25 protein-coding genes are annotated in these 21,624 nt (G+C 65.4%); 17 read left to right on the plus strand and 8 right to left on the minus strand.

Going from position 1 to position 21,624, the window contains the following annotated elements; all coding sequences use genetic code 11:
• Positions 1-60 precede the first annotated feature (60 nt).
• Complete coding sequence (locus tag ASE90_RS15975; RefSeq protein ID WP_056003090.1) at positions 61-1,542, minus strand: MobA/MobL family protein; 1,482 nt, start codon at positions 1,540-1,542, stop codon at positions 61-63.
• A gap of 319 nt (positions 1,543-1,861) precedes the next feature.
• Between ASE90_RS15975 and ASE90_RS15980 the strand changes: the two genes are divergently transcribed.
• The 7 genes from ASE90_RS15980 to ASE90_RS16010 all read left to right on the plus strand — a co-directional run bounded on the left by ASE90_RS15980 (position 1,862) and on the right by ASE90_RS16010 (position 9,078).
• Positions 1,862-3,436: a type I restriction-modification system subunit M gene (locus ASE90_RS15980; RefSeq protein WP_056003092.1), complete on the plus strand. Its 1,575-nt coding sequence runs from the start codon at positions 1,862-1,864 to the stop codon at positions 3,434-3,436.
• A gap of 90 nt (positions 3,437-3,526) precedes the next feature.
• Positions 3,527-3,931 carry an HI0074 family nucleotidyltransferase substrate-binding subunit gene (locus ASE90_RS15985; protein ID WP_235531878.1) on the plus strand — a complete coding sequence of 135 codons (405 nt, stop codon included), beginning with the start codon at positions 3,527-3,529 and terminating at the stop codon, positions 3,929-3,931.
• Positions 3,928-4,251: a nucleotidyltransferase family protein gene (locus ASE90_RS15990; RefSeq protein ID WP_056003098.1), complete on the plus strand. Its 324-nt coding sequence runs from the start codon at positions 3,928-3,930 to the stop codon at positions 4,249-4,251. Before ASE90_RS15985 ends, ASE90_RS15990 begins: the two co-directional genes overlap by 4 nt.
• Positions 4,248-4,598 carry a helix-turn-helix domain-containing protein gene (locus ASE90_RS15995; protein ID WP_056003101.1) on the plus strand — a complete coding sequence of 117 codons (351 nt, stop codon included), beginning with the start codon at positions 4,248-4,250 and terminating at the stop codon, positions 4,596-4,598. The genes ASE90_RS15990 and ASE90_RS15995 overlap by 4 nt, the downstream gene beginning before the upstream one ends.
• Before the next feature lie 149 nt (positions 4,599-4,747).
• Entirely contained in the window at positions 4,748-5,326 is a 579-nt protein-coding gene (locus ASE90_RS20760) for a restriction endonuclease subunit S (protein ID WP_235531881.1), read from the plus strand.
• A 67-nt stretch (positions 5,327-5,393) separates the two neighbouring features.
• Entirely contained in the window at positions 5,394-5,840 is a 447-nt protein-coding gene (locus tag ASE90_RS20765) for a hypothetical protein (RefSeq protein WP_156361627.1), read from the plus strand.
• A gap of 25 nt (positions 5,841-5,865) precedes the next feature.
• Positions 5,866-9,078 (plus strand): type I restriction endonuclease subunit R, encoded by a 3,213-nt coding sequence (locus ASE90_RS16010; protein WP_056003110.1) that lies wholly within the window; start codon positions 5,866-5,868, stop codon positions 9,076-9,078.
• 204 nt (positions 9,079-9,282) lie between these two features.
• On the opposite strand, the gene queA is transcribed toward ASE90_RS16010, so the two are convergent.
• On the minus strand, positions 9,283-10,314 hold the full coding sequence (gene queA / locus ASE90_RS16015; RefSeq protein ID WP_056003113.1) for a tRNA preQ1(34) S-adenosylmethionine ribosyltransferase-isomerase QueA: 1,032 nt from the start codon (positions 10,312-10,314) through the stop codon (positions 9,283-9,285).
• Between the two features lie 23 nt (positions 10,315-10,337).
• Positions 10,338-11,030 carry a peptidylprolyl isomerase gene (locus tag ASE90_RS16020; RefSeq protein WP_056003116.1) on the minus strand — a complete coding sequence of 231 codons (693 nt, stop codon included), beginning with the start codon at positions 11,028-11,030 and terminating at the stop codon, positions 10,338-10,340.
• Positions 11,031-11,278: 248 nt separating this feature from the next.
• Between ASE90_RS16020 and petA the strand changes: the two genes are divergently transcribed.
• The 4 genes from petA to ASE90_RS16040 are packed head-to-tail and all read left to right on the plus strand — an operon-like array spanning position 11,279 to position 14,624.
• Positions 11,279-11,863: a ubiquinol-cytochrome c reductase iron-sulfur subunit gene (gene petA / locus ASE90_RS16025; protein ID WP_082438697.1), complete on the plus strand. Its 585-nt coding sequence runs from the start codon at positions 11,279-11,281 to the stop codon at positions 11,861-11,863.
• A gap of 10 nt (positions 11,864-11,873) precedes the next feature.
• Positions 11,874-13,199, plus strand: a complete 1,326-nt coding sequence (locus ASE90_RS16030) for a cytochrome b (protein ID WP_056003118.1) — start codon at positions 11,874-11,876, stop codon at positions 13,197-13,199.
• A gap of 10 nt (positions 13,200-13,209) precedes the next feature.
• Positions 13,210-14,076, plus strand: coding sequence for a cytochrome c1 (locus tag ASE90_RS16035; RefSeq protein ID WP_056003122.1), 867 nt, complete (start codon positions 13,210-13,212; stop codon positions 14,074-14,076).
• On the plus strand, positions 14,073-14,624 hold the full coding sequence (locus ASE90_RS16040) for an adenine phosphoribosyltransferase (RefSeq protein ID WP_414889364.1): 552 nt from the start codon (positions 14,073-14,075) through the stop codon (positions 14,622-14,624). The genes ASE90_RS16035 and ASE90_RS16040 overlap by 4 nt, the downstream gene beginning before the upstream one ends.
• A gap of 165 nt (positions 14,625-14,789) precedes the next feature.
• Here the strand turns inward: ASE90_RS16040 and hisF are convergent, their stop codons facing one another.
• The 5 genes from hisF to hisB are packed head-to-tail and all read right to left on the minus strand — an operon-like array spanning position 14,790 to position 17,763.
• On the minus strand, positions 14,790-15,560 hold the full coding sequence (gene hisF / locus ASE90_RS16045; RefSeq protein WP_056003125.1) for an imidazole glycerol phosphate synthase subunit HisF: 771 nt from the start codon (positions 15,558-15,560) through the stop codon (positions 14,790-14,792).
• Positions 15,557-16,285, minus strand: a complete 729-nt coding sequence (gene hisA, locus ASE90_RS16050) for a 1-(5-phosphoribosyl)-5-[(5-phosphoribosylamino)methylideneamino]imidazole-4-carboxamide isomerase (RefSeq protein ID WP_056003128.1) — start codon at positions 16,283-16,285, stop codon at positions 15,557-15,559. Before hisA ends, hisF begins: the two co-directional genes overlap by 4 nt.
• Complete coding sequence (hisH, locus tag ASE90_RS16055; RefSeq protein WP_056003131.1) at positions 16,273-16,872, minus strand: imidazole glycerol phosphate synthase subunit HisH; 600 nt, start codon at positions 16,870-16,872, stop codon at positions 16,273-16,275. Before hisH ends, hisA begins: the two co-directional genes overlap by 13 nt.
• A complete protein-coding gene (locus ASE90_RS16060; RefSeq protein ID WP_235531882.1) occupies positions 16,869-17,174 on the minus strand; it encodes a YciI family protein in 306 nt (101 codons plus the stop codon). The genes hisH and ASE90_RS16060 overlap by 4 nt, the downstream gene beginning before the upstream one ends.
• A 1-nt stretch (position 17,175) precedes the next feature.
• Entirely contained in the window at positions 17,176-17,763 is a 588-nt protein-coding gene (gene hisB / locus ASE90_RS16065; RefSeq protein WP_056003594.1) for an imidazoleglycerol-phosphate dehydratase HisB, read from the minus strand.
• An 81-nt stretch (positions 17,764-17,844) separates the two neighbouring features.
• On the opposite strand from hisB, the gene ASE90_RS16070 reads away from it, so the two are divergent.
• The 6 genes from ASE90_RS16070 (at position 17,845) to gmk (ending at position 21,608) form a co-directional block, all read left to right on the plus strand.
• Positions 17,845-18,327, plus strand: coding sequence for an SspB family protein (locus ASE90_RS16070; protein ID WP_056003134.1), 483 nt, complete (start codon positions 17,845-17,847; stop codon positions 18,325-18,327).
• On the plus strand, positions 18,324-18,740 hold the full coding sequence (locus tag ASE90_RS16075; RefSeq protein WP_056003137.1) for a GNAT family N-acetyltransferase: 417 nt from the start codon (positions 18,324-18,326) through the stop codon (positions 18,738-18,740). The genes ASE90_RS16070 and ASE90_RS16075 overlap by 4 nt, the downstream gene beginning before the upstream one ends.
• A gap of 22 nt (positions 18,741-18,762) precedes the next feature.
• Positions 18,763-20,148, plus strand: coding sequence for a class II fumarate hydratase (gene fumC, locus ASE90_RS16080; protein ID WP_056003140.1), 1,386 nt, complete (start codon positions 18,763-18,765; stop codon positions 20,146-20,148).
• Positions 20,149-20,372: 224 nt separating this feature from the next.
• Positions 20,373-20,591, plus strand: a complete 219-nt coding sequence (locus ASE90_RS16085; RefSeq protein ID WP_056003143.1) for a hypothetical protein — start codon at positions 20,373-20,375, stop codon at positions 20,589-20,591.
• Positions 20,588-20,794 (plus strand): hypothetical protein, encoded by a 207-nt coding sequence (locus tag ASE90_RS16090; protein WP_056003146.1) that lies wholly within the window; start codon positions 20,588-20,590, stop codon positions 20,792-20,794. Before ASE90_RS16085 ends, ASE90_RS16090 begins: the two co-directional genes overlap by 4 nt.
• A gap of 151 nt (positions 20,795-20,945) precedes the next feature.
• On the plus strand, positions 20,946-21,608 hold the full coding sequence (gene gmk, locus ASE90_RS16095; RefSeq protein ID WP_056003150.1) for a guanylate kinase: 663 nt from the start codon (positions 20,946-20,948) through the stop codon (positions 21,606-21,608).
• Positions 21,609-21,624: the final 16 nt, after the last annotated feature.

A 21,624-nucleotide genomic window follows, 5' to 3' on the forward strand; every position in this document is an offset into this window, starting at 1 on the left:
CAGGCGTCATTCCGCGCTCGACTACACCAGCCCCTCGCACAGGCGTCATTCCGCGCTCGACTACACCAGCCCCTCGCAGTTCGAACGAACCGCGTCACGCTGAGCAAATGCCTCTCCACTTAAGCGGGGCAAGTCCACTTCGGTCCTGCGCCGCTCGGCTAGCGCGGCGTATTGCCAGCTGGCAGCCGCATTGTAGCGGCCGATCGCGGTCGACACGCCCGCCCGCTCCAGCGCGGAAGCACGGGTGCCGAGGTGCAATTCGGGCTTCTTGTCGATTCCGAGCGCCTCGTGCGACCGCGCGTCGATCCGGCGCTGGATACCCCTGAGCGCGAGCCGGTCGTTGCAGATGCTGGCGAAGCGTTCCCGCAGGTGCGGTACGAAAGCTTTGCCGGCGATCGCGGCGTTATAGTGCTTCGACCGCTTGTCCGGCGCGAGGCTGCGGCTGACCTCGACGATCTTTTCCTGCCGGTGCGGATAGCGGACGCGGGTCTCGCCCTTGCGCTTAAACTCCTCGGCAATCTCGAAATCCCACTTGCCTGGGTCGGGCATCCATTTGGCGGGGCGATCGTGCGCGATGACGTGGAGGTGAAAGTTCTGCTTGTCATTGCCCGGCCCCGGCGCATGGATCACCGCGGTATACATCATGCCCGTGGATTGGCCCTCCGCGTCGCGGGCGAAGGAACCGAGATGGTCGCAGAAGTGACGAACGATGGCAGCCCGGTCGTCGGCGCCAAGCTCGTGCGGCAGCTCGGCGACGTAGCGATACTGCGTCCGGCCAGCGGAACCGGGTGTGAAAATGACGGGCGGATCCTCATCCGGCCAACCCGGCGCGCGCCGTAAGACGTCGAGGATCGCCGCGCAGTCACGGCCATCGGCGCGGTAGCGCTTCGGCTTGAACGACTTCGGCCTCTTCCGACTGGCTACCCGGCGCTCCCGCTCGGCATGGCAATGGGCGACGAAATCTGGAGGCAGTTCGTCGGCCGCTACCCTTTTCAACCACCCCCCGATGACGCTGGCGTCGATGCTCAGCCCTTCATGCCCCTGCCGTTCGCAGCGATCAACCGCTTCCCAATAGGCACGGCGCCGATCGGGATCGTCGGATATGTTGCTGAAGACGAGCGGCCGAACCGCGATCTCGACCGCATCGCCGCGCTCGACATAGCCGGCATGATCGAGCGCCGAACCGACCTCGACCGCTTCGACACGCTCGACATAGGCGGCATGGCTCGCTGCCAAACCGCCCGTCGCTGCGGCGATGGACGACCGGGTCACGGAACAGGAATGGAAGTGGAAGCTGGTCGTGACCCCGTCCGCCGCCCGCGGACGACCCGGGCGGGGCAGCGGCGCGCCGAAGTCGGCGGTGATCGTCCACGCGCTACGGCCGCTGGTCGGTCTCTTCGCGGCCTCTTCTTTCGCCTGTTCCTTGATCTTAACCCGTCCGATCTTGAGCAACTGCTCGTCTTCCTCGCGCGACCGCAGCAGCGCGGCGAGCTTGCCATTCGCCGCTCCGATGCTCTGGCTAATCGCCCGCTCGCCGACCACGCTTCGCCTCCAGCACGCCGTGCCGACGGCGTGACGGCATCAGTCTGGAATGGATCGGCGCCAGCCGATAGACCCCCCTCGTGACGGCAGCCGTCACCTTCCGGATCACCCCGCCCGCGGGTGAGAAGGACCGCGCCCGCAAGGCGCCATCCGGAGCCGGCAATCGGGTCCGCGCACCAGCGTCGCTCGGGGTTTCCCCAGCGACGCGGAATTGCGCCTGAAATTTCCTCATCCGCCCTTAAAACCTTCGCCAGATCCATCGCGGTCTGGCAGCACGGTCCCGAGCCGGGTATCCGTTCGAGCGAGCAGCATTGGGACGATGATGGCAAGAGCGACGAAGAAGACGACGGCGGGCGGTGATCTGGGTTTCGAGGCGGAGCTTTTCCGGGCCGCCGACAAGCTGCGCGGCAATATGGAGCCGTCGGACTATAAGCATGTCGTGCTCGGCCTTATCTTCCTGAAGCACATATCCGAAGGGTTCGAGGCAAAGCACGCCCAACTGCTCGCCGAATATTCCGAGGGTGCTGAGGACGAGGACGAATACCGCGCCGACAACATTTTCTGGGTGCCGAAGGGCGCACGCTGGTCGCACCTTCAGGCGAACGCGAAGCAGCCCGGCATCGGCAAGGTCATCGACGACGCCATGCTGGAGATCGAGAAGGTCAATCCGGGGCTGAAGGGCGTGTTGCCCAAGGATTACGCCCGCCCGGGCCTGAATGCGGTGATGCTGGGCGAACTGATCGACCTGATCTCCGGCATCGGTTTCAAGGACGCCGGCAACGCATCCCGCGACCTGCTCGGCCGGGTCTACGAATACTTCCTCGGTCAGTTCGCCGGCAGCGAGGGCAAGCGCGGTGGCGAGTTCTACACGCCGCGCTCGGTCGTCCGGACAATGGTGGAGATGCTCGAGCCGTACAAGGGCCGCGTTTACGATCCGTGCTGCGGGTCGGGCGGCATGTTTGTCCAGTCGGAGAAGTTCGTCGAAAGCCACGGCGGGCGGATCGGCGACATCGCCATCTATGGTCAGGAATCCAACCACACGACGTGGCGGCTGGCGATGATGAACCTGGCGGTGCGCGGCATCGACGCCGACATCCGCTGGAACAGCGAGGGTAGCTTCCACAAGGACGAACTGCCCGACCTCCGCGCCGATTATGTGCTCGCCAACCCACCGTTCAACATTTCCGACTGGGGCGGTGACCGGATCAAGCAGGATGCGCGGTGGCAGTTCGGCCCCCCGCCGGCCGGCAACGCCAACTTCGCCTGGCTCCAGCACATCCTGCACCATCTGGCACCCACCGGCACCGCCGGCGTCATCCTGGCCAACGGGTCGATGTCCTCGACCCAGAATGGCGAGGGCAACATCCGCCGGGCGATGGTGGACGGCGACGTGATCGACTGCATGATCGCGATGCCGGGCCAGCTCTTCTATTCGACCCAGATCCCGGTGTGCATCTGGTTCCTGGCGAAGGACAAGTCGAACGGCATCGGCCGCAGCAGGAAGCTGCGCGACCGTCGCGGCGAGATCCTGTTCATCGACGCGCGCAAGCTCGGCCACATGGTCGACCGCACGCGGCGCGAGTTCAGCGATGCGGATATCGCGAAGATCGCCGACACCTATCACGCTTGGCGCGAGGGGGAGGGCTATGCCGACGTTCCCGGCTTCGCCTGCGCCGCCCGCCACGAAGTCATCGCTGGCCACGGCTATGTTCTCACGCCCGGTCGTTATGTCGGCGCCGAAGACGTCGAAGCGGACGTCGTTCCTTTCGCCGAGCGCTTCGCCACCCTCCAGGCGACGCTGGAGGAGCAGTTCGCCGAAAGCGCGCGGCTGACCGACGTCATCCGTCAGCGGCTGGCGGGAGTGGTCGTGCCGGACGAGCGCCCGAATGTGTAAAAAAAAACCGCGAAAGTTTTGCACGTCGCGGCGCATGTGTAAAAGAAGCCGCGATGTTTTTGCAGGACGATGCGAGCCGGGAGAGCTGTCGTGCCGATTGATCTGACCCCGCTCACCAGCGCGATCGCCCGGCTCGAAGAAGGTCAGGCGCGCTATCTAGGTGACACGTCGGACACGCAGATCCGCGATGGCCTGATCCAGCGGTTCGAATTCACCTATGATCTCGCGCACAAGATGCTGCGCCGCTATTTGGCGATGAGTGACGCCAACCCGGATGCCGTTGCGCAGATGAGCTTTCCCACGCTCATCCGCACCGCGAACGAGCGCGGCCTGCTGTTGAACGAATGGTCACGGTGGAAGCAATATCGCGACGATCGGAACATCACGTCGCACACCTATGACGAGACGAAGGCGATTAGGGTCGTTGCCGGAATACCCGCCTTCATCGAAGAGGTGCGATACCTGCACGACATAATGACGCAGCGAGCCGAATGAGTTCGCCGATCGCCATCGAAGCTCGGCACGATGCGATCGTACGCGAGACGCTGCTGCAGCATCTTCCCGCCGACACGACCGTCTATGTCTATGGCAGCCGGGCAAAGGGCAGGGCACGGCCCATGTCCGATCTCGATCTGGCGCTATGCGCGTCGAATCCGATCCCGCCGTCGGTCATGGCCGGTCTGGCGGAGGCATTCGACGAAAGCGACCTGCCTTGGAAGGTCGACCTGATCGACTGGACGACGACGAGCGACCGGTTCCGCGCGATCATCGCGCCCGACCTTCGCGTGCTGGTGCCAGGACGGCTGACGGCGTGAACGCTGGTGAGGCAAGCGTCGCCACCGAGGCGCGCGGCGTCGCGCAGACGGCGAAGGACACGCTGGCGCTGATCGAAGGGATGCGGGTGCTGATGGCCGACTACAAGCAGCGCATCCGGGCCGACCACCCCAAAGGCTATTCGCAGGACCTGCTCAACAACCTGTTCCGCCACCCCTATACGCGGATCGAATATGTCGAGCAGGAACTGGGTGTGTCCCGACCGACCGCGACGAAATATCTCGACACGCTGGCGGCGGCAGGATTTCTGGACAAGCAGCGGATCGGACGGAATAACTACTACATGAACCAGCGATTGGTGGCTTTGTTCGTGGATGGGGCGGCGTGATGGCGGATAGGCGCCTTGCTGATCTTTTATCTTTTACCCGAGATGGAGAGTGGGGACACGGAGAGCCCACAGACGGTCACTCTCCCGCACTGGTGGTTAGAGGGACAGACTTTCAAAATGTGCGGTATGGTGACATGCGATCGTTGCCTGTGCGTTATATACGTTCGGACATTCTCGAGCGAAAGCGTATCCGACCCGGCGATACCCTGATCGAAGCGGCAGGAGGGACGAAGGATCAGCCGACTGGCCGCACCGTCCTAATCAAGAATAAATTATTAGAAGATGCCTCCCATCCGCTTGTATGCGCAAGCTTTTCACGACTTCTTCGTCCGAACGTTAGCGAGGTTGATCCAAATTTTCTTTTCTGGAAATTGCAAGATGAATATGCACCTCGACGTATGCTACCATATCACATTCAGCATACTGGTGTCGCTCGCTTCCAATACACGCAGTTTGCAGAGAATTTTCCGCTCTACCTTCCCACTATATCGATACAGCGAAGCATCGCCGCCGTTTTGTCCGCCCTTGACGACAAGATCGAACTCAACCGGCGGATGAACGAGACGCTGGAAGCGAGCGCGCGGGCGTTGTTCCGGGACTGGTTCGTCGATTTCGGCCCCACCCGCGCCAAGGCCGAAGGCCGACCCGCCTATCTCGCCCCCGACCCTGTTCCCCGACCGCCTTGGCAACGATGGCGTCCCAGAGGGGTGGGAATGGGGGCCACTTAACGAGATGCTTGTTTTTCAGAGGGGCTTCGATCTGCCCAAGGGCGATCGAACGGATGGAGCTTTCCCCGTGATCGCTGCCAGCGGTCCCAGCGGAACACACAGTGAAAAGCGGGTCAGCGGCCCTGGTGTGTGCACCGGGCGATCAGGTGTGTTGGGCGGCGTCTATTACGTCGCTGAAGATTTCTGGCCGTTAAACACCTCCCTTTGGATCAAGGAGTACCCGCACACCACTCCGCTTTATGCGTTTCACGCCCTTCTCGACATTGACATTGGCTCGTTCAACGCTGGCTCTGCGGTGCCAACTTTAAACCGGAATCACATCCACAACTTGCCAGTTGTCAAACCACCCATGACAGCGATCCTTGCCTTCGATCGGATCGTTGGCGAATTGTATGCGAGGCGAAATGCTAATTTAGTCGAATCCCGTACCCTCCTTGCCACCCGCGACGCCCTCCTCCCCAAGCTGATGTCCGGCGAAATCCGTGTCCGCGAAGCTGAGGCGTTGGCGGCATGACCTGCGCCCCCGGCTCCCCCGCCTGATGGCGAAGCTGACCGAATCGGTCGTCGAGGACGCCGCGCTCGCCTGGCTGGCCGAACAGGGCTGGCAGGTCGCCTATGGCATCGACGCCTCGCCCGACGGCAATACGCCTGAGCGGACGGCGAACAGTGACGTGATCCTGACCGCTCGGCTGACCGCGGCGGTCGATCGGCTCAACCCGCAGATCCCCGCCGACGCGCGCGCCGATGCGATCCGCCGGGTGCTGGCGGTCGAGATGCCCGGTCAGGTCGAGGAAAACCGGCGGCTCCACCGGCTGATCGTGGAGGGGGTGCCGGTCGAGTATCGCGCGGCCGATGGCGCGATCCGCGGCGACCGGGTGCGGCTGGTCGATTTCGCCACGCCGGCCGGTGGCTTTGACATGAACGACTGGCTGGCGATCAATCAGTTCACCGTCATCGAGCGCGGCCACACCCGTCGGCCCGACATCGTGCTGTTTCTCAATGGCCTGCCCATCGGGGTCATCGAGCTGAAGAACCCGGGCGACGAAAACGCCACCGTCACCGGCGCCTACAATCAGCTTCAGACCTACAAGAGCGAGATCGGGTCGCTGTTCCGCACCAACGCGCTGCTGATCGCGTCGGACGGCATGACGGCGCAGATCGGATCGCTGACCGCCGACCAGGAGCGCTTCATGCCGTGGCGCACGGTCGACGGCGAGGACATCGCGGCCAAGGGCGTGCCCGAGCTTGAGGTGATGATCGCGGGCGTGCTCGATCGCCAGCGCCTGCTGATGCTCATCCGCGACTTCACCGTGTTCGGCGACACCGGGCGCGGCATCGTCAAGATCATCGCCGGCTATCACCAGTTCCACGCCGCCCAGCGCGCCGTCACCGCGACGCTCCGCGCAGTGCCAGGTGTGTCGGCGGCGGGCGCGATGCGGGAAAGCCCCATGCGCTACGGCTTGCCCGACGCTGCCGCGCATCCAGCCGGCGACCGCCGGATCGGCGTGATCTGGCACACGCAGGGGTCCGGCAAGAGCTTCCTCATGGCCTTTTACGCCGGGTTGCTGGTGCGCGAGCCAGCGCTGGAAAACCCGACGATCGTCGTCATCACCGACCGCAACGACCTCGACGATCAGCTGTTCGCCACCTTCTCGATGTGCGCCGACCTGATCCGCCAGACCCCGATCCAGATCGACAGCCGCGAGGACCTGACCGAACGGCTCGACCGCGCGTCCGGCGGGGTGATCTTCACCACGATGCAGAAGTTCGCCCCTCCGCCGGGGACCAGCGACTATCCCGCGATCAGCGACCGCCGCAACGTCATCGTCATCGCGGACGAAGCGCACCGATCGCAATATGGCTTCCGCGCGCGGATCGACCGCAAGACCGGCGAACTGGCCTATGGCTTCGCCAAGTATCTCCGCGACGCGCTGCCCAACGCCTCGTTCATCGGCTTCACCGGCACGCCGATCGAGAAGGATGACGTCAACACCCCCGCCGTGTTTGGCAACTATGTCGACGTCTACGACATTGCCCGCGCGGTCGAGGACGGCGCGACGGTGCCGATCTACTACGAGAGCCGGCTGGCCCGCATCGAGCTTCCGCCCGAGGAACTGCCGGTCATCGACGCCGAGATCGACGGCCTTACCGAAGACGAAGCGCTGAGCGAGCAGGAACGGTTGAAGCGGCGCTGGTCCGCCGTGGAGAAGCTGGTCGGATCGAAGAAGCGCCTGGAGATGGTCGCCGTCGATCTGGTCGCCCATTTCGAGGACCGGCTGGCGGCAATGGACGGCAAGGCGATGGTCGTCTGCATGAGCCGCCGCATCTGCGTGGCGCTCTATGATGCTATCGCCGCCCTCAGGCCCGAATGGCATAGCGACGACGACAAGACGGGCGCGGTGAAGGTCGTGATGACCGGGTCGGCAGCCGACATTCCTGCATGGCAGCCGCATATCGGCAACAAGGCGCGGCGCGACCTGCTGGCAGCCCGGGCGAAAGACCCGACCGATCCACTGCGGCTCGTGATCGTGCGCGACATGTGGCTGACCGGCTTCGACGCGCCGTCTATGCACACCATGTACATCGACAAGCCGATGCGCGGCCACGGCCTGATGCAAGCGATCGCGCGTGTGAATCGCGTGTTCCGCGACAAGCCGGCGGGGCTGGTGGTCGATTACATCGGCATCGCCCAGAACCTGAAGAAGGCGCTCGGCCAGTATTCCGCCTCCGACGCTGCCGAAACCGGGATCGACGAGGCGGAGGCCGTCGCGGTGCTGCTCGAGAAGTTCGACGTGGTGCGAGCGATGTTCCACGGCTTCGACTGCAAGCCCGGCATTTCCGGCACACCGGTCGCACGGCTGAAATGCCTGGCCGAAGCGATCGAGTTCATCCTCGCCCGCCAGCATGAGGCCGCGGCGAAGGAAGCAAGCGACGAAGCCCGGAAGGCCGCGCACCGCCGTTTTCAGGACGCCGTGCTCGCGCTGACCAAGGCTTTCGCGCTGGCCGCCGCAAGCGACGAGGCACGGGCGATCCGCGACGACATCGCCTTCTACCAGACCGTCCGCGCCGCTCTCGCCAAGACCGGCGGCAGCAGGGGCTCTGCGAAAGACCGCGACTTCGCCGTCCAGCAGCTTATCAACAAGTCAGTGGTGTCGACCGAGATCGTCGAGATTCTGCGCGCCGCAGGCCTCACCACGCCGGACATCTCGATCCTGTCCGACGACTTCCTGGCCGAAGTGAAGGCGATGGAGAGGCCGAACCTGGCGCTGGAGGCGTTGAAGAAGCTGCTCGGTGACCAGATCCGCTCGCGCAGTCGCACCAACGCCGTCGAGAGCCGCCGCTATTCCGAACGCCTGACCGATGCCATCGCGCGCTATCACACCAACGCCGTCAGCACGGTCGAGGTGCTGCAGACGCTGATCGACCTCGCCAAGCAGATCCGTGCCGAACAGGCCCGCGGCGAGGCGGAAGGGCTGACCCCGGAGGAGATCGCTTTCTACGACGCGCTCGCCGACAATGAAAGCGCCGTCGACATCATGGGCAACGACAGCCTGAAGGTGATCGCCGCCGAACTGGTCAACAACCTGCGCGCCAACTCCACCGTCGACTGGTCCCACCGCGAGAGTGCCCGAGCCAGGATGCGTGTGCTCGTGAAGCGAATCCTGCGTAAATACGGCTATCCACCCGACCTTCAGGAAGCAGCTGTCCAGACTGTCATCCAGCAGGCCGAATTGCTGGCAGGCGCATGGTGATTTTTCGCGAAGGCAAGGCGAAAACCTGCCTGGGGCGGTTTACAGGGCCTCGGCTAAGCTATTGATTTCACGACAACCGATTTAGGCCGGTTTACAGCAGAAACGACAGTTTTCTGCCATTTCCTGTAGCTTGGGAAGCTTCTGCTCTACCATTGAGCTACACCCGCGTCGGTCCTTCAGCCCTTACCCGGCGGGACTGTGCTGTCAAGCCGGGAGGAGCAACGAGGCGTCGCCATAGGAATAGAAACGATATTCCTGCGCGACGGCGTGGGCATACGCCGCCTGCATCCGCTCCCGCCCCATCAGCGCCGACACCAGCATGAACAGCGTCGATTTGGGCAAGTGGAAGTTCGTCATCAGGCCGTCAATGCCACGGAACCGGTAACCGGGGGTGATGAAGATCGCGGTGTCGCCCTCGAACGGCTGGACCCGGCCGGCGTCGTCGCAGGCGCTTTCGATCAGACGCAGACTGGTGGTGCCGACCGCGATCACCCGGCCGCCGGCGGCGCGGGTCGCGTTCAGGCGGTCGGCGGTCGTGGCGTCGATGCAGCCCCATTCGGCATGCATCCGGTGGTCGTCGGTATCCTCGGCCTTGACCGGCAGGAAGGTGCCCGCACCGACATGCAGTGTCAGCGTCGCATGGCCGATTCCCGCTGCGTCCAGCGCCGCCATCAATGCCGGCGTAAAGTGCAGCGCGGCAGTGGGGGCGGCGACCGCACCGGCCTCTCGCGCGAACAGCGTCTGGTAATCCTCGGCATCGCGCGCGTCGGCACCGCCGCGCCTGGCGGCGATATAGGGCGGCAGCGGCATCCGCCCGGCACGCTCCAGCAGCAGCTCGACCGGCTCGTCGCCGGCGAAGTCGAGCGCGAAGCTGCCATCCTCGGCCCGGTCGCCGGCGATCGCGGTTACGCCTGCGCCGAAATCGATCGTGTCGCCGTCGCGCAGCCGCCGCCCGTTGCGCACGAACGCCCGCCAGCGGCGCGGCCCCTCGCGCTTGTGCAGCGTCGCGCCGATGCCCGCGTCGCCGCGCCGTCCCTCCAGCTGCGCCGGAATGACGCGGGTGTCGTTGAACACCAGCAGGTCGCCGGGTCGCAGGCAGGCGGGCAGGTCGCGCACGCTCCGGTCGAGCGTGGCATCGCCATCGAGCACCAGCATCCGCGCCGCGTCGCGCGGGGCGGCGGGGCGCAGCGCGATCCGATCGGTCGGCAGCTCGAAATCGAACAGGTCGACGTGCATCGCCGGTCGTCGCTCGCCCGGGGTTAGCGGGCGGGGGCGGGCTGGGTCCGCCGCGGCGCGGCAGCGGGCCGGGGGCGCGGCGCGGTGGCGGGCAGCGGTGCGACCGTTTCGGGCAGGGCGACCGGCGCCTCGGGCTGATAGGGCGGGGGATTGTCGCTGGCGATATAGGCGTGGACGACGCGCGACGGATCGGCCGGCGGCTCGCCCTTTTCGATCGCATCGACATATTGCATGCCGTCGATCACCCGGCCGAACACGGTATATTTCTTGTCAAGCGCGAGGCGCGGGGCGAGCATGATATAGAACTGGCTGTTCGCGCTGTTCTCGTCATTGGCCCGCGCCGCCGCCACCGCGCCGCGGACGTGCGGCAAATAGTTGAACTCCTTTTCGACGTTCGGCAGCTTCGAGCCGCCGGTGCCGTCGCCATCGGGATCGCCGCCCTGCGCCATGAATCCGTCGATCACGCGGTGAAATTTCAGGCCGTCATAGAATTTTTCGCGCGTCAGCGTCTTGATCCGCGACACCATCTTGGGCGCGACGTCGGGACGCAGCCAGATCGTCACCCGCCCGCCGGTCGACAGGTCGAGGATCCACAGGTTGCGCAAGTCCGTCGTCGACGGCGGCGGCGCGCGTCCGGGCACGTCCATGACCTGCGCCGTGGCGGGCAGCGCGAGGAGCGAGGCGAGGAAAGCGAACAATAGGGCGATACGACGCATGGAGTTCCCGGAACACGCGAGGGATATTGGGTCTGGCAGCGGCGCATAGACCATGTCGTCGCTTGCGCCAATCTGAACATCCATGGGTCGGCACGGGGCGGTTTCGGCAAAAGGGATTGGCAAACGGTCGAACGCCCGGCTATCACCCTGTGCGACTGGACGGAGAACCGGCCGGTCCGGCGTCGCTTCCACGAGGGCGACCGGAGAGGGGCAGGGCGCGACATGCGCCCGACGACAAGGGCTGTTGAATGGCGACTGACGACGATCAGCACGTACCCGCAGGCGGCGCGACCGCGCTGGACGGCGGGCCGGACAACCCCCGCAGGCGCGACTATCTGTCGATCGGCGCGGTGGCATTCGCCGGGGTCGGCGCGGGCGTGATCGCGCTGCCGCTCATCAACCAGATGTCGCCCGCCGCCGATACGCTGGCGCTGTCGACGACCGAGATCGACCTGTCGGCGATCGAGCCGGGACAGGCGATCAAGGCCAGTTTCCGCAAGCAGCCGCTGTTCGTGCGCAACCTGACGCCCAAGGAAATCGCCGAGGCGAACGCGGTATCGCTCGCCGATCTGCGCGATCCGCAGACGCTGGCTGAGCGGACCAAGACCGGCAAGAACAACTGGCTCATCACGCTGGGCGTCTGCACGCACCTGGGCTGCGTGCCGCTGGGCGCGGGCGAGGGTGAGAACAAGGGGCCGTTCGGCGGCTATTTCTGCCCGTGCCACGGGTCGGCCTATGACACGGCCGGTCGCATCCGGCAGGGGCCCGCGCCGCAGAACCTGCACGTTCCCGAATATGCATTCACGTCCGACACCGTCGTGACGGTCGGCTGAGGAGAGAGTCATGAGCTTCCCCTGGGCCAAGCATTACGAACCGAAACAGCCGCTGATGCGCTGGCTGGACGAGAAGCTGCCGCTTCCCCGGTTGGTCTATAACGCGGTCGGTGCCGGTTATCCGGTGCCGCGCAACCTCAATTATTTCTGGAACTTCGGCGTGCTCGCCGGCGCGGCGCTGGCGGTGCAGATCATCACCGGCATCGTGCTCGCCATGCATTATGCGGCGAACGGCGCGGTAGCGTTCGATTCGGTCGAGCGGATCATGCGCGACGTGCCGTCGGGCTGGTTCCTGCGCTATGCCCATGCGAACGGCGCGTCGATGTTCTTCATCGTCGTCTACACGCACATCTCGCGCGGCATCTATTACGGGTCGTACAAGGCACCGCGCGAAATGGTGTGGCTGCTCGGCGTCGTCATCTTCCTGCTGATGATGGCGACGGCGTTCATGGGCTATGTGCTCCCTTGGGGGCAGATGAGCTTCTGGGGCGCGCAGGTCATCACCGGGTTCTTCTCGGCGATCCCGGGCGTGGGCGAAACGATCCGCGTTTGGCTGCTGGGTGGCTATGCGCCGGACAATGCCGCGCTCAACCGCTTCTTCTCGCTCCATTATCTGATGCCGTTCGTGATCGCGGGCGTCATCGTCCTGCACATCTGGGCGCTGCACATTCCGGGGTCGAACAACCCGACCGGCGTCGAGGTGAAGGGACCGCAGGATACCGTGCCGTTCCACCCCTATTACACCGCCAAGGACGGGTTCGGGCTCGGCATCTTCCTGATCGTGTTCGCGTCGCTGATCTTCTTCGCGCCGAACCTGCTCGGCCACCCGGACAATTACATCCCGGCCAACCCGCTCTCGACGCCGGCGCACATCGTGCCCGAATGGTATTTCCTGCCCTTCTACGCGATCCTGAAGGCGTTCACCGTCGACTTCATCCTGCCCGCGAAGCTGTGGGGCGTGCTGGCGATGTTCGGCTCGATCCTGCTGCTGTTCTTCCTGCCGTGGCTCGACAAGTCACCGGTGAAGTCGGCCAATTACCGTCCGACCTATCGCCTGTTCCTGATCGTGCTGCTGGTCGACGTGCTGGTGCTCGGCTATCTGGGCGGTGCGGAGGCGACGCCGGTCACGGTGCTGCTCAGCCAGATCGCGGCAGGCTATTATTTCGCCCATTTCCTCGTCGTCCTGCCGATCGTGTCGGCGATGGAGCGGCCGCGGCCGCTGCCCAATTCGATCACCGAAGCGGTGCTGAAGGGCGAAGGCGGCACGTCGCCCGCGCAGACCGCCGCCCATGGGTCCGTCCTTCCGGGGCACAACAGCCCGGCCGCGGCCGAGTAAGGGAACCACGATGCTCTCCTTCGCTTCCCGTTTTCTCGCCCGCAACCTCAACCTCGTCGTCGGCGCGGGCTTTCTGTTCGCGCTGCTGCTCGGTGTCATTTCGACCGTCAGCGGCATGATCAACGACACGCCGGTCCATTCCGCCGAGCACGAGTTCCACCTGAAGCCGCGCGACGCCGGGCTGCAATCGGCGGGGCTGTTCGGCACCTTCGACAACCAGCAGCTGCAGCGCGGGTTTCAGGTCTACAAGGAAGTCTGCTCGGCGTGCCATTCGCTGCGGCTGGTGTCGTTCCGCGACCTTCAGGCGCTTGGCTATGACGAGGGTCAGGTCAAGACGATCGCCACCGATTGGGCGATCGAACAGCCGAGCGTAAATCCGGAAACGGGCGAGCCGGCGACGCGCAAGAACCTGCCGTCCGATCGTTTCCCGCTGGTCTTCGCCAACGACGTCGCCGCGCGCGCCGCCAACAACAATGCGGTGCCGCCCGACCTGTCGCTGATGACCAAGGCGCGCGACGACGGTTCGGATTACGTCTATTCGCTGCTGACCGGCTATAGCGCGCAGCCCGCCGATCTGCTCCGCAAATTCCCCGAGGCCAAGACGCCCGAGGGCCTGCATTTCAACCGCTATTTCGCGACGCTGAACCTCGCCATGGCACCGCCGCTGACCGCGAACGATCAGGTCCAGTATCAGGACGGTACCCGCGCGACCGTCGACCAGATGGCGAAGGACGTCGCGGCGTTCCTGACATGGACGGCCGAGCCGAACCTGCAAAAGCGTCACACCTGGGGTCTGGCGACGGTCATCTTCCTGCTGATCTTCACCGGCCTCGCGTTCGGCGCGTATCGCAACATCTGGCGGGGCATGAAGCATTGATCGTTGCGGATGACGTCGGGGTCGATGCGATCGCCCGGCGCATCCGCACCATCCCCGATTTCCCCAAACCCGGCATCCGGTTTCGCGACATCACGACGCTGATCCTCGATCCGGAAGGATTGCGCCTCGCCGTCGATGGCATGGTCGCGGCGGTGAACGGCCCGATCGATCTGGTCGCGGGGATCGAGGCGCGGGGATTCGTCTTCGCCCCTGCCGTCGCGCTCGCGCTGGGCGCGGGGGTGTTGCTGATCCGCAAGGACGGCAAGCTGCCCGGCGCGACGATCGCCGAGGACTATGCCCTCGAATACGGCACCGACCGCATCGCCATCCACGCCGATGCCTGCGCCCCCGGCGCGCGGGTGTTGCTGATCGACGATCTGATCGCGACTGGGGGCACGGCGCGCGCGGCGGTGCGGCTGCTGCGCAAGGCCGGGGCGAGCGTCGAACAGGCGTTGTTCGCGATCGACCTGCCCGATCTGGGTGGGGCGGCGGCGTTGCGCGCGGACGGGATCGGGGTGTCGGCGCTGGTGGCGTTCCCGGGGGAGTAGGCCGGTTTCGGGAGGGGCCGCAAACCGCTTCTGCTGATTCGCCCTCGCCCTTCCCACCCGGCGCCGCCGGACGTGCTCTCCCCTCTCCCGACGGGAGAGGGAGGGAGCGGCAAAGCCGCGGAAGGGTGAGGGTGAACTGACTAAGGGGTTGAAGGCGCGGGCCGCCTATCCCCGCGCAGGTGACCGCACCGGTACCCCCGCCGCGGCCAGTGCGGCATGTGCATCGGCCACCGACGCTTCGCCGAAATGGAAGATCGACGCCGCCAGCACTGCGCTGGCATGCCCCTCGATCACTCCCGCGACCAGATGGTCGAGCGTACCCACCCCGCCCGAGGCGACGACCGGCACCGATACCGCATCGGCGATGGTGCGGATCAGGTCGAGGTCATAGCCGTCGCGCGTCCCGTCACGGTCCATCGACGTGACCAGCAACTCGCCCGCGCCCAGCGACGCCAGCTTCAGCGCATGTTCGACCGCGTCGATGCCGGTCGCGCGGCGGCCGCCATGGGTGAACACTTCCCAGCGGCCATCGCTGCGCCGCGCATCGACCGAGGCGGTGACGCACTGGCTGCCGAAGCGGTCGGCGATGTCGGCGACCAGTTCGGGCCGGGCGACAGCAGCGGAATTGACCGCGACCTTGTCCGCCCCGGCCAGCAGCAGCGCGCGTGCATCGTCGGGCGAGCGGACGCCACCACCGACGGTCAGCGGCATGAAGCATACCTCTGCGGTCCGCCGGACCACGTCGATGATCGTGTCGCGACCCTCATGACTCGCGCCGATGTCGAGGAAGGTCAGCTCGTCGGCGCCCGCCGCATCATAGGCACGCGCCTGTTCGACCGGATCGCCGGCATCGCGCAGTTCGACGAAATTGACGCCCTTCACCACCCGCCCGGCATGGACGTCGAGACAGGGGATCACCCGCGCCCGGACGGTCATGCGCTGGCGACCCGGATCGCTTCGGCCAGGTCGAGGCGACCGTCGTACAGCGCGCGGCCGGTGATGACGCCCTCAATGCCGGGCTTGCCCTTCAGCGCGTGAATGTCCTCGATCCCCGCCACCCCGCCGCTGGCGATGACCGGGATCGACACGGCAGCAGCCAGCGCGGCGGTCGCCTCGACATTGCAGCCCTTCAGCATCCCGTCGCGGCCGACATCGGTGAACAGAACGGCGGCAACACCGGCATCCTCGAACCGGCGGGCAAGGTCGGTGACCGAGACGGTCGACACATCGGCCCAGCCGCGCGTCGCGACCATGCCGTCCCACGCGTCGACCGCGACGACGACCTGCCCCGGACAGGCGGCGGCGGCCTCGCGGACGAAGTCGGGGTTTTCGAGCGCGGCGGTGCCGATAACGACCCGCGCGACGCCCAGATCGATCCAGCGATCGACATTGGCGCGGTTGCGGATGCCGCCACCCAATTGCACCCGACCCGGAAACGCCCGCAGGATCGCGGCGACCGCATCGCCATTGACCGACTGGCCCGCGAACGCCCCGTCGAGGTCGACGACATGCAGGTGATCCGCCCCGGCGTCGGCGAACAGCCGCGCCTGCTGCGCCGGATCGTCGCCATACACGGTGGCGCGGTCCATATCGCCCTCTGCCAGACGGACGACCTGCCCGCCCTTCAGGTCGATGGCGGGGAAGACGATCAAGGACGCCATTCGAGGAACCTCTCCAGCAGCGCGATGCCATAGCGCTGGCTCTTTTCGGGGTGGAACTGCACGCCCAGCAGATTGTCGCGGCCGATCGCCGCCGTCACCGGGCCGCCATGGTCGGTGGTGGCCAGCACCTGATCGCCATCGAACGCATAGCTGTGCAGGAAATACGCCTCACCCGGCACCAGCAGCGGATGCTCGCAGCAAGGCACGACATCGTTCCAGCCCATATGCGGCACGGTGATGCCGGGCGACGCGGGCAGGCGGCGGACGGTGCCGTCGATCCAGCCCAGTCCCGCGTGCACGCCGAACTCCTCACCGGTGACGGCAAGCAACTGCATGCCGACACAGACGCCGAGGAACGGCACGCCGCCGTCCAGCGCCCGCTCGCGCATCGCATCGACCATGCCCGGAATCGCGGTCAGGCCGTTCATACAGGCCGCGAACGCGCCGACCCCGGGCAGGACGATGCGGTCGGCGCTCCGCACCGCTTCCGGATCGGCGGTGATCGACAGGTCCGACGCGCCCGCCGCCTTCAGCGCATTGGCGACCGAATGGAGATTGCCCGCGCCGTAATCGATCAGTGCGATCAAAACAGGTCGCCGATCTGGTCCATCGCCAGCGTCATGGTAAAGGCGACGATCTCGACCGTCGCGACGCCGTTCACGACGAACGGGTCGGTTTCCGCCACCGCGCGCACCGCATCCGCTTCGCCGCGGAACAGCAGCACGCCGCCGGTCGGCGGATTGCGACGCCCGGCGAGCAGCATGACACCCTCGTCCATCGCCTTTTTGATCCATGCGACATGCGCGTCGCGGTGGACATCGACCTCGTCGAGCGGCTTCACATAGGTGAGCATCGCGAGGCTCATCGGCTGCATCGGACGGGTCACCATGTCACAACACTCCCTTGGTCGAGGGGATGGCATCGCTCTTGCGCGGATCGATCTCGGTCGCGGTGCGCAGGGCGCGGGCCAATCCCTTGAAGATGCTTTCGGCGATATGATGGTTGTTGGTGCCGTACAACGTCTCGACATGCAGCGTGATGCCAGCGGCCTGTGCGAAGCTGTGGCAGAAATGGCCGAACATCTCGGTATCCATCGTTCCGAGTTGTGCCTGGGTGAACGCCACCTTCCATACCAGCCACGGCCGTCCCGAAATGTCGAGCGCGACGCGCGTCAGCGTCTCGTCCATCGGTGACAGGGCGTCGCCATAGCGGCGGATGCCGCGCTTGTCGCCCAGCGCCCTCGCAAAGGCTTCGCCGATCGCGATGCCGGTATCCTCGACGGTATGGTGCGCGTCGATATGCAGGTCGCCGATCGTCCGCACGGTCAGGTCGATCAGCGAATGGCGGCTCAGCTGTTCGAGCATATGGTCGAAAAATCCGACGCCGGTCGACACGTCATAGGTGCCGGTGCCGTCGAGATTGACCGTGACGTCGATCGACGTCTCGCTGGTCTTGCGGGCGATGGTGGCGGTGCGCATGTGCGGTTCCATAGCGCTTGGCGTGGCCCATGCAACGCAACGAATCTTGACGGGCGGGCAAACGCCGCTAACCCAAGGCCCATGAACCAGCCCGTCGCCGACAGCCTGATCCCGTATGACGAGATCGTCCAGGAAGCCTTGCGCGCCGTCGTCGGCCGCGTGCTCGGGCAGGTCTCCGCCACCGGCGCGCTGCCCGGCGAGCATCATTTCTACATCACGTTCAAGACGCAGGCCCCCGGCGTCGACATCCCCCGGCGGCTGATCGAACGGTTCCCGGACGAGATGACGATCGTCATCCAGCATCGTTTCTGGGACCTGACCGTCGATGCCGAACGATTTTCGGTAGGGTTGAGCTTCGGCGGCATCCCGTCGACGCTGGTCATCCCCTTTGCCGCGATCACCGGTTTTCACGATCCGGCGGTCAATTTCGAACTGCGCTTTCAGGCGAATGACGAACCGGGCGACGAGCCCGAACCGCATGATCCGCCCGAAAACGATGCGCCGATCGCCACCAGCGAGGACGGATCGAACGTCGTGGCGGTGGACTTCAAGCGCAAGAAGTGACGGTCGAGGTCGTCGCGAATCCCGGAGAGGGCGAGCGCGAGGCGATCCTGCGCATCCTGTCCGCGCATAACGATGCCGCGGTCGGGCCGACCGAACGACGGCAGGTTGCGATCGTGGTCCGCGACGATGCGGGCACGATCACCGGCGGGCTGTGGGGCAAGATCGGCTATCGCTGGCTGTTCGTCGAGTTTCTGGCGGTGTCACCGGCGTCGAAGGGGCAGGGGATCGGCCGCGACCTGATGCAGCGGGCCGAGGAACTGGCGCGCGCGGCGGATTGCATCGGCATCTGGCTCGACACGTTCAGCTTTCAGGCGCGCGGCTTCTACGAGAAGCTGGGCTTCGGCCATTTCGGCACGATCGACGATTTCCCGCCGGGCCATGCGCGCTTCTTCCTGTCGAAACGGATCGACTGACGCGCCCGCGGGTTTTTGGGTGATGACCGATACCCGTACCGAAACCGACTCGATCGGCGCGATCGAGGTTCCCGCCGACGCCTATTGGGGCGCGCAGACCGAACGATCGATCGAGAATTTCCCCTTCCCGCCGTCCGAACGGATGCCGATCGGCATCGTTCATGCGCTGGCCATCGTGAAGCAGGCGGCGGCACGGGTGAACCGGGCGCATGGTCTGGAGGGCAGCATCGCCGATGCCATCGAGGCAGCGGCGGGCGAGGTGATTGCGGGCAAGCTCGACGATCAATTCCCGCTGGTCATCTGGCAGACCGGCAGCGGTACCCAGTCGAACATGAACGCCAACGAAGTGATCGCCGGGCGCGCCAACGAAGCGCTGACCGGCAAACGCGGTGGCAAGTCGCCGGTCCATCCCAACGATCACGTCAACAAGGGGCAGTCATCGAACGACAGCTTCCCGACCGCGCTGCACGTCGCGGCGGTCGTCGCGCTGAACCGCGACCTGATCCCGGCGCTCGACCGGCTGGCGGACTCGCTGGAGGCAAAGGCGAAGGACTGGACCGATATCGTCAAGATCGGGCGCACCCATTTGCAGGATGCGACGCCGCTGACGCTGGGGCAGGAATTTTCGGGGTATGTCGCGCAGTTGCACGATGCGAAGCGGCGGTTGGAGGCGGCGGAGGGGGATCTGCTCCGCCTCGCACAGGGGGGTACGGCGGTCGGCACCGGCCTGAACGCCGCGCCCGGTTTCGCCGAAGCGATTGCTGCGGAGATTACCGCGATCACCGGCCACGCCTTCGTCACCGCACCCAACAAGTTCGAGGCGTTGGCGTCGAACGACCCGCTGGTCCAGCTGTCGGGCACGCTCAATACGCTGGCGGTCGCGTTGACGAAGATCGCCAACGACATCCGGTTGCTGGGGTCGGGACCACGCTCGGGGTTGGGCGAAATCGACCTGCCGGCGAACGAACCGGGCAGCTCGATCATGCCGGGCAAGGTCAATCCGACCCAGTGCGAAATGCTGACGATGGTGTCGGCGCAGGTCATCGGCAATCACCTGTCGGTAACGGTCGGCGGGATGCAGGGGCATCTGGAGCTGAATGTCTTCAAACCGCTGATCGGCGCGGCGGTGCTGCGGTCGATCGACCTGCTTAGCATAGGCATGGCGAGTTTCGCCGAGCGGTGTATCGACGGGATCGAGCCGAACCGCGCGCGGATCGGCGAACTGGTCGAACGCTCGCTGATGCTGGTCACGGCACTCGCGCCCGAGATCGGCTATGACAACGCCGCCAAGATCGCCAAGCACGCCCATGCCGAGGGGCTGACGTTGCGCGAAGCCGGGCTGGCGATGGGGCTGGTCGATGCGGCGACGTTCGATCGGCTGGTCCGGCCGGAGACGATGGTCGGATAGGGGCGATCGCTGTCCTACAAAGGCAGCCTGTGCCATGCCGTCGACCGGGCATCGTTGCCCACGCTGTTTGACAAAGTGGTTCGGTGGCTTCGCGCAACGTCCGCACGCTGCGCGAGTGTGACTTTTGTGACCTTTGGCATCGGCCCATGGATGGCGTCAGTATGTTGCACGGAACATCCCGGCCCTTCCCGCGCTGTAGATGTATAATCTTGGCGAGGGAAATCATGGGTGCAACGACGATAGGGGCGCTGGTCGGTGCCGCGATCGACAAGATGAGTGGCGACGATGACTCGAGCGTCGATGGTGCTATCAAGGGTGCCATTGTCGTCAATGTCCTGAAAGTCGTGGTGCCCATCGCGATTACCTATGCTGTCGGCTGGGCCGTCTTGCGCGGCGCAGGTGAACTGAAGGCACAATTGTTCGAAACGGAGGATGCAGCATGATCGGACGTATTATCGGCGCACTGGTCGGGCGCGAGATGGATCGCCGCGACGGGCGTGGTGGCGCGAAGGGTGCGGCGATGGGCTGGGTCGCCGGCAGCGTAATGCGTCGCATGGGACCGCTCGGCATGATTCTTGGTGGCGGTTATGCCGCGAAAAAGGCTTATGATCGTCGCAAGACCGACAAGATACGGCGCGGCTACTGAGAATGTTTTAGAGCCTGTCGGTGGCGGAGGCGATATCCGCCCTGCTTGCCGGTTTGGCGCGCAATCCACAATTTACGGATGACAGGAGAGGGGCGACGGGATTCCGTCGCCCCTTGACGTCGTGCGCCTGCACGCGCGATGAGGCCCCGCCATGAGCCATCTGCCAGACCCCGACCTCCACGGCTTCAAGCGCCGGGGGGTGTTGTTCGTCCTGTCCTCCCCATCCGGGGCGGGTAAATCGACGATCGCACGCAAGCTGCTGGCCGCCGAAAGCGACCTGTCAATGTCGGTATCCGCCACCACGCGCGCGCCGCGCGAAGGGGAAGTCGACGGTAAGGATTACCACTTCGTCGATCTGGAAGAATTCCGGCGCATGGTGTCGGCCCACGAATTTCTGGAATGGGCGCATGTGTTCGGCAACCGCTACGGCACGCCGCGCGCGCCGGTCGAAGCGATGCTGAGCGCGGGCAAGGACGTGTTGTTCGACATCGACTGGCAGGGTGCGCAGCAACTGTTCCAGATTGCCGGCGGCGATGTCGTCCGCGTCTTCATCCTGCCGCCGTCGATGGCCGAATTGCGGCAGCGGCTGGTGTCGCGCAACACCGACAGCGTCGAGGTGATCGATGCCCGCATGGCGCGATCGGCGGCCGAGGTCAGCCATTGGGACAGCTATGATTATGTGCTGGTCAATGACGATGTCGAGGATTGCTTTCGCAAGGTACAGACGATCCTTGCGGCGGAACGGCTGCGCCGGTCGCGGCAGACCGGACTGATCGGGTTCATTCGCAAGCTGCTGCGCGCACCGGGCGAATAACGCTTCCCCACCCCGT

The sequence above is a fragment of the Sphingomonas sp. Leaf67 genome, from assembly GCF_001421965.1.
Taxonomy (GTDB): Bacteria; Pseudomonadota; Alphaproteobacteria; order Sphingomonadales; family Sphingomonadaceae; genus Sphingomonas.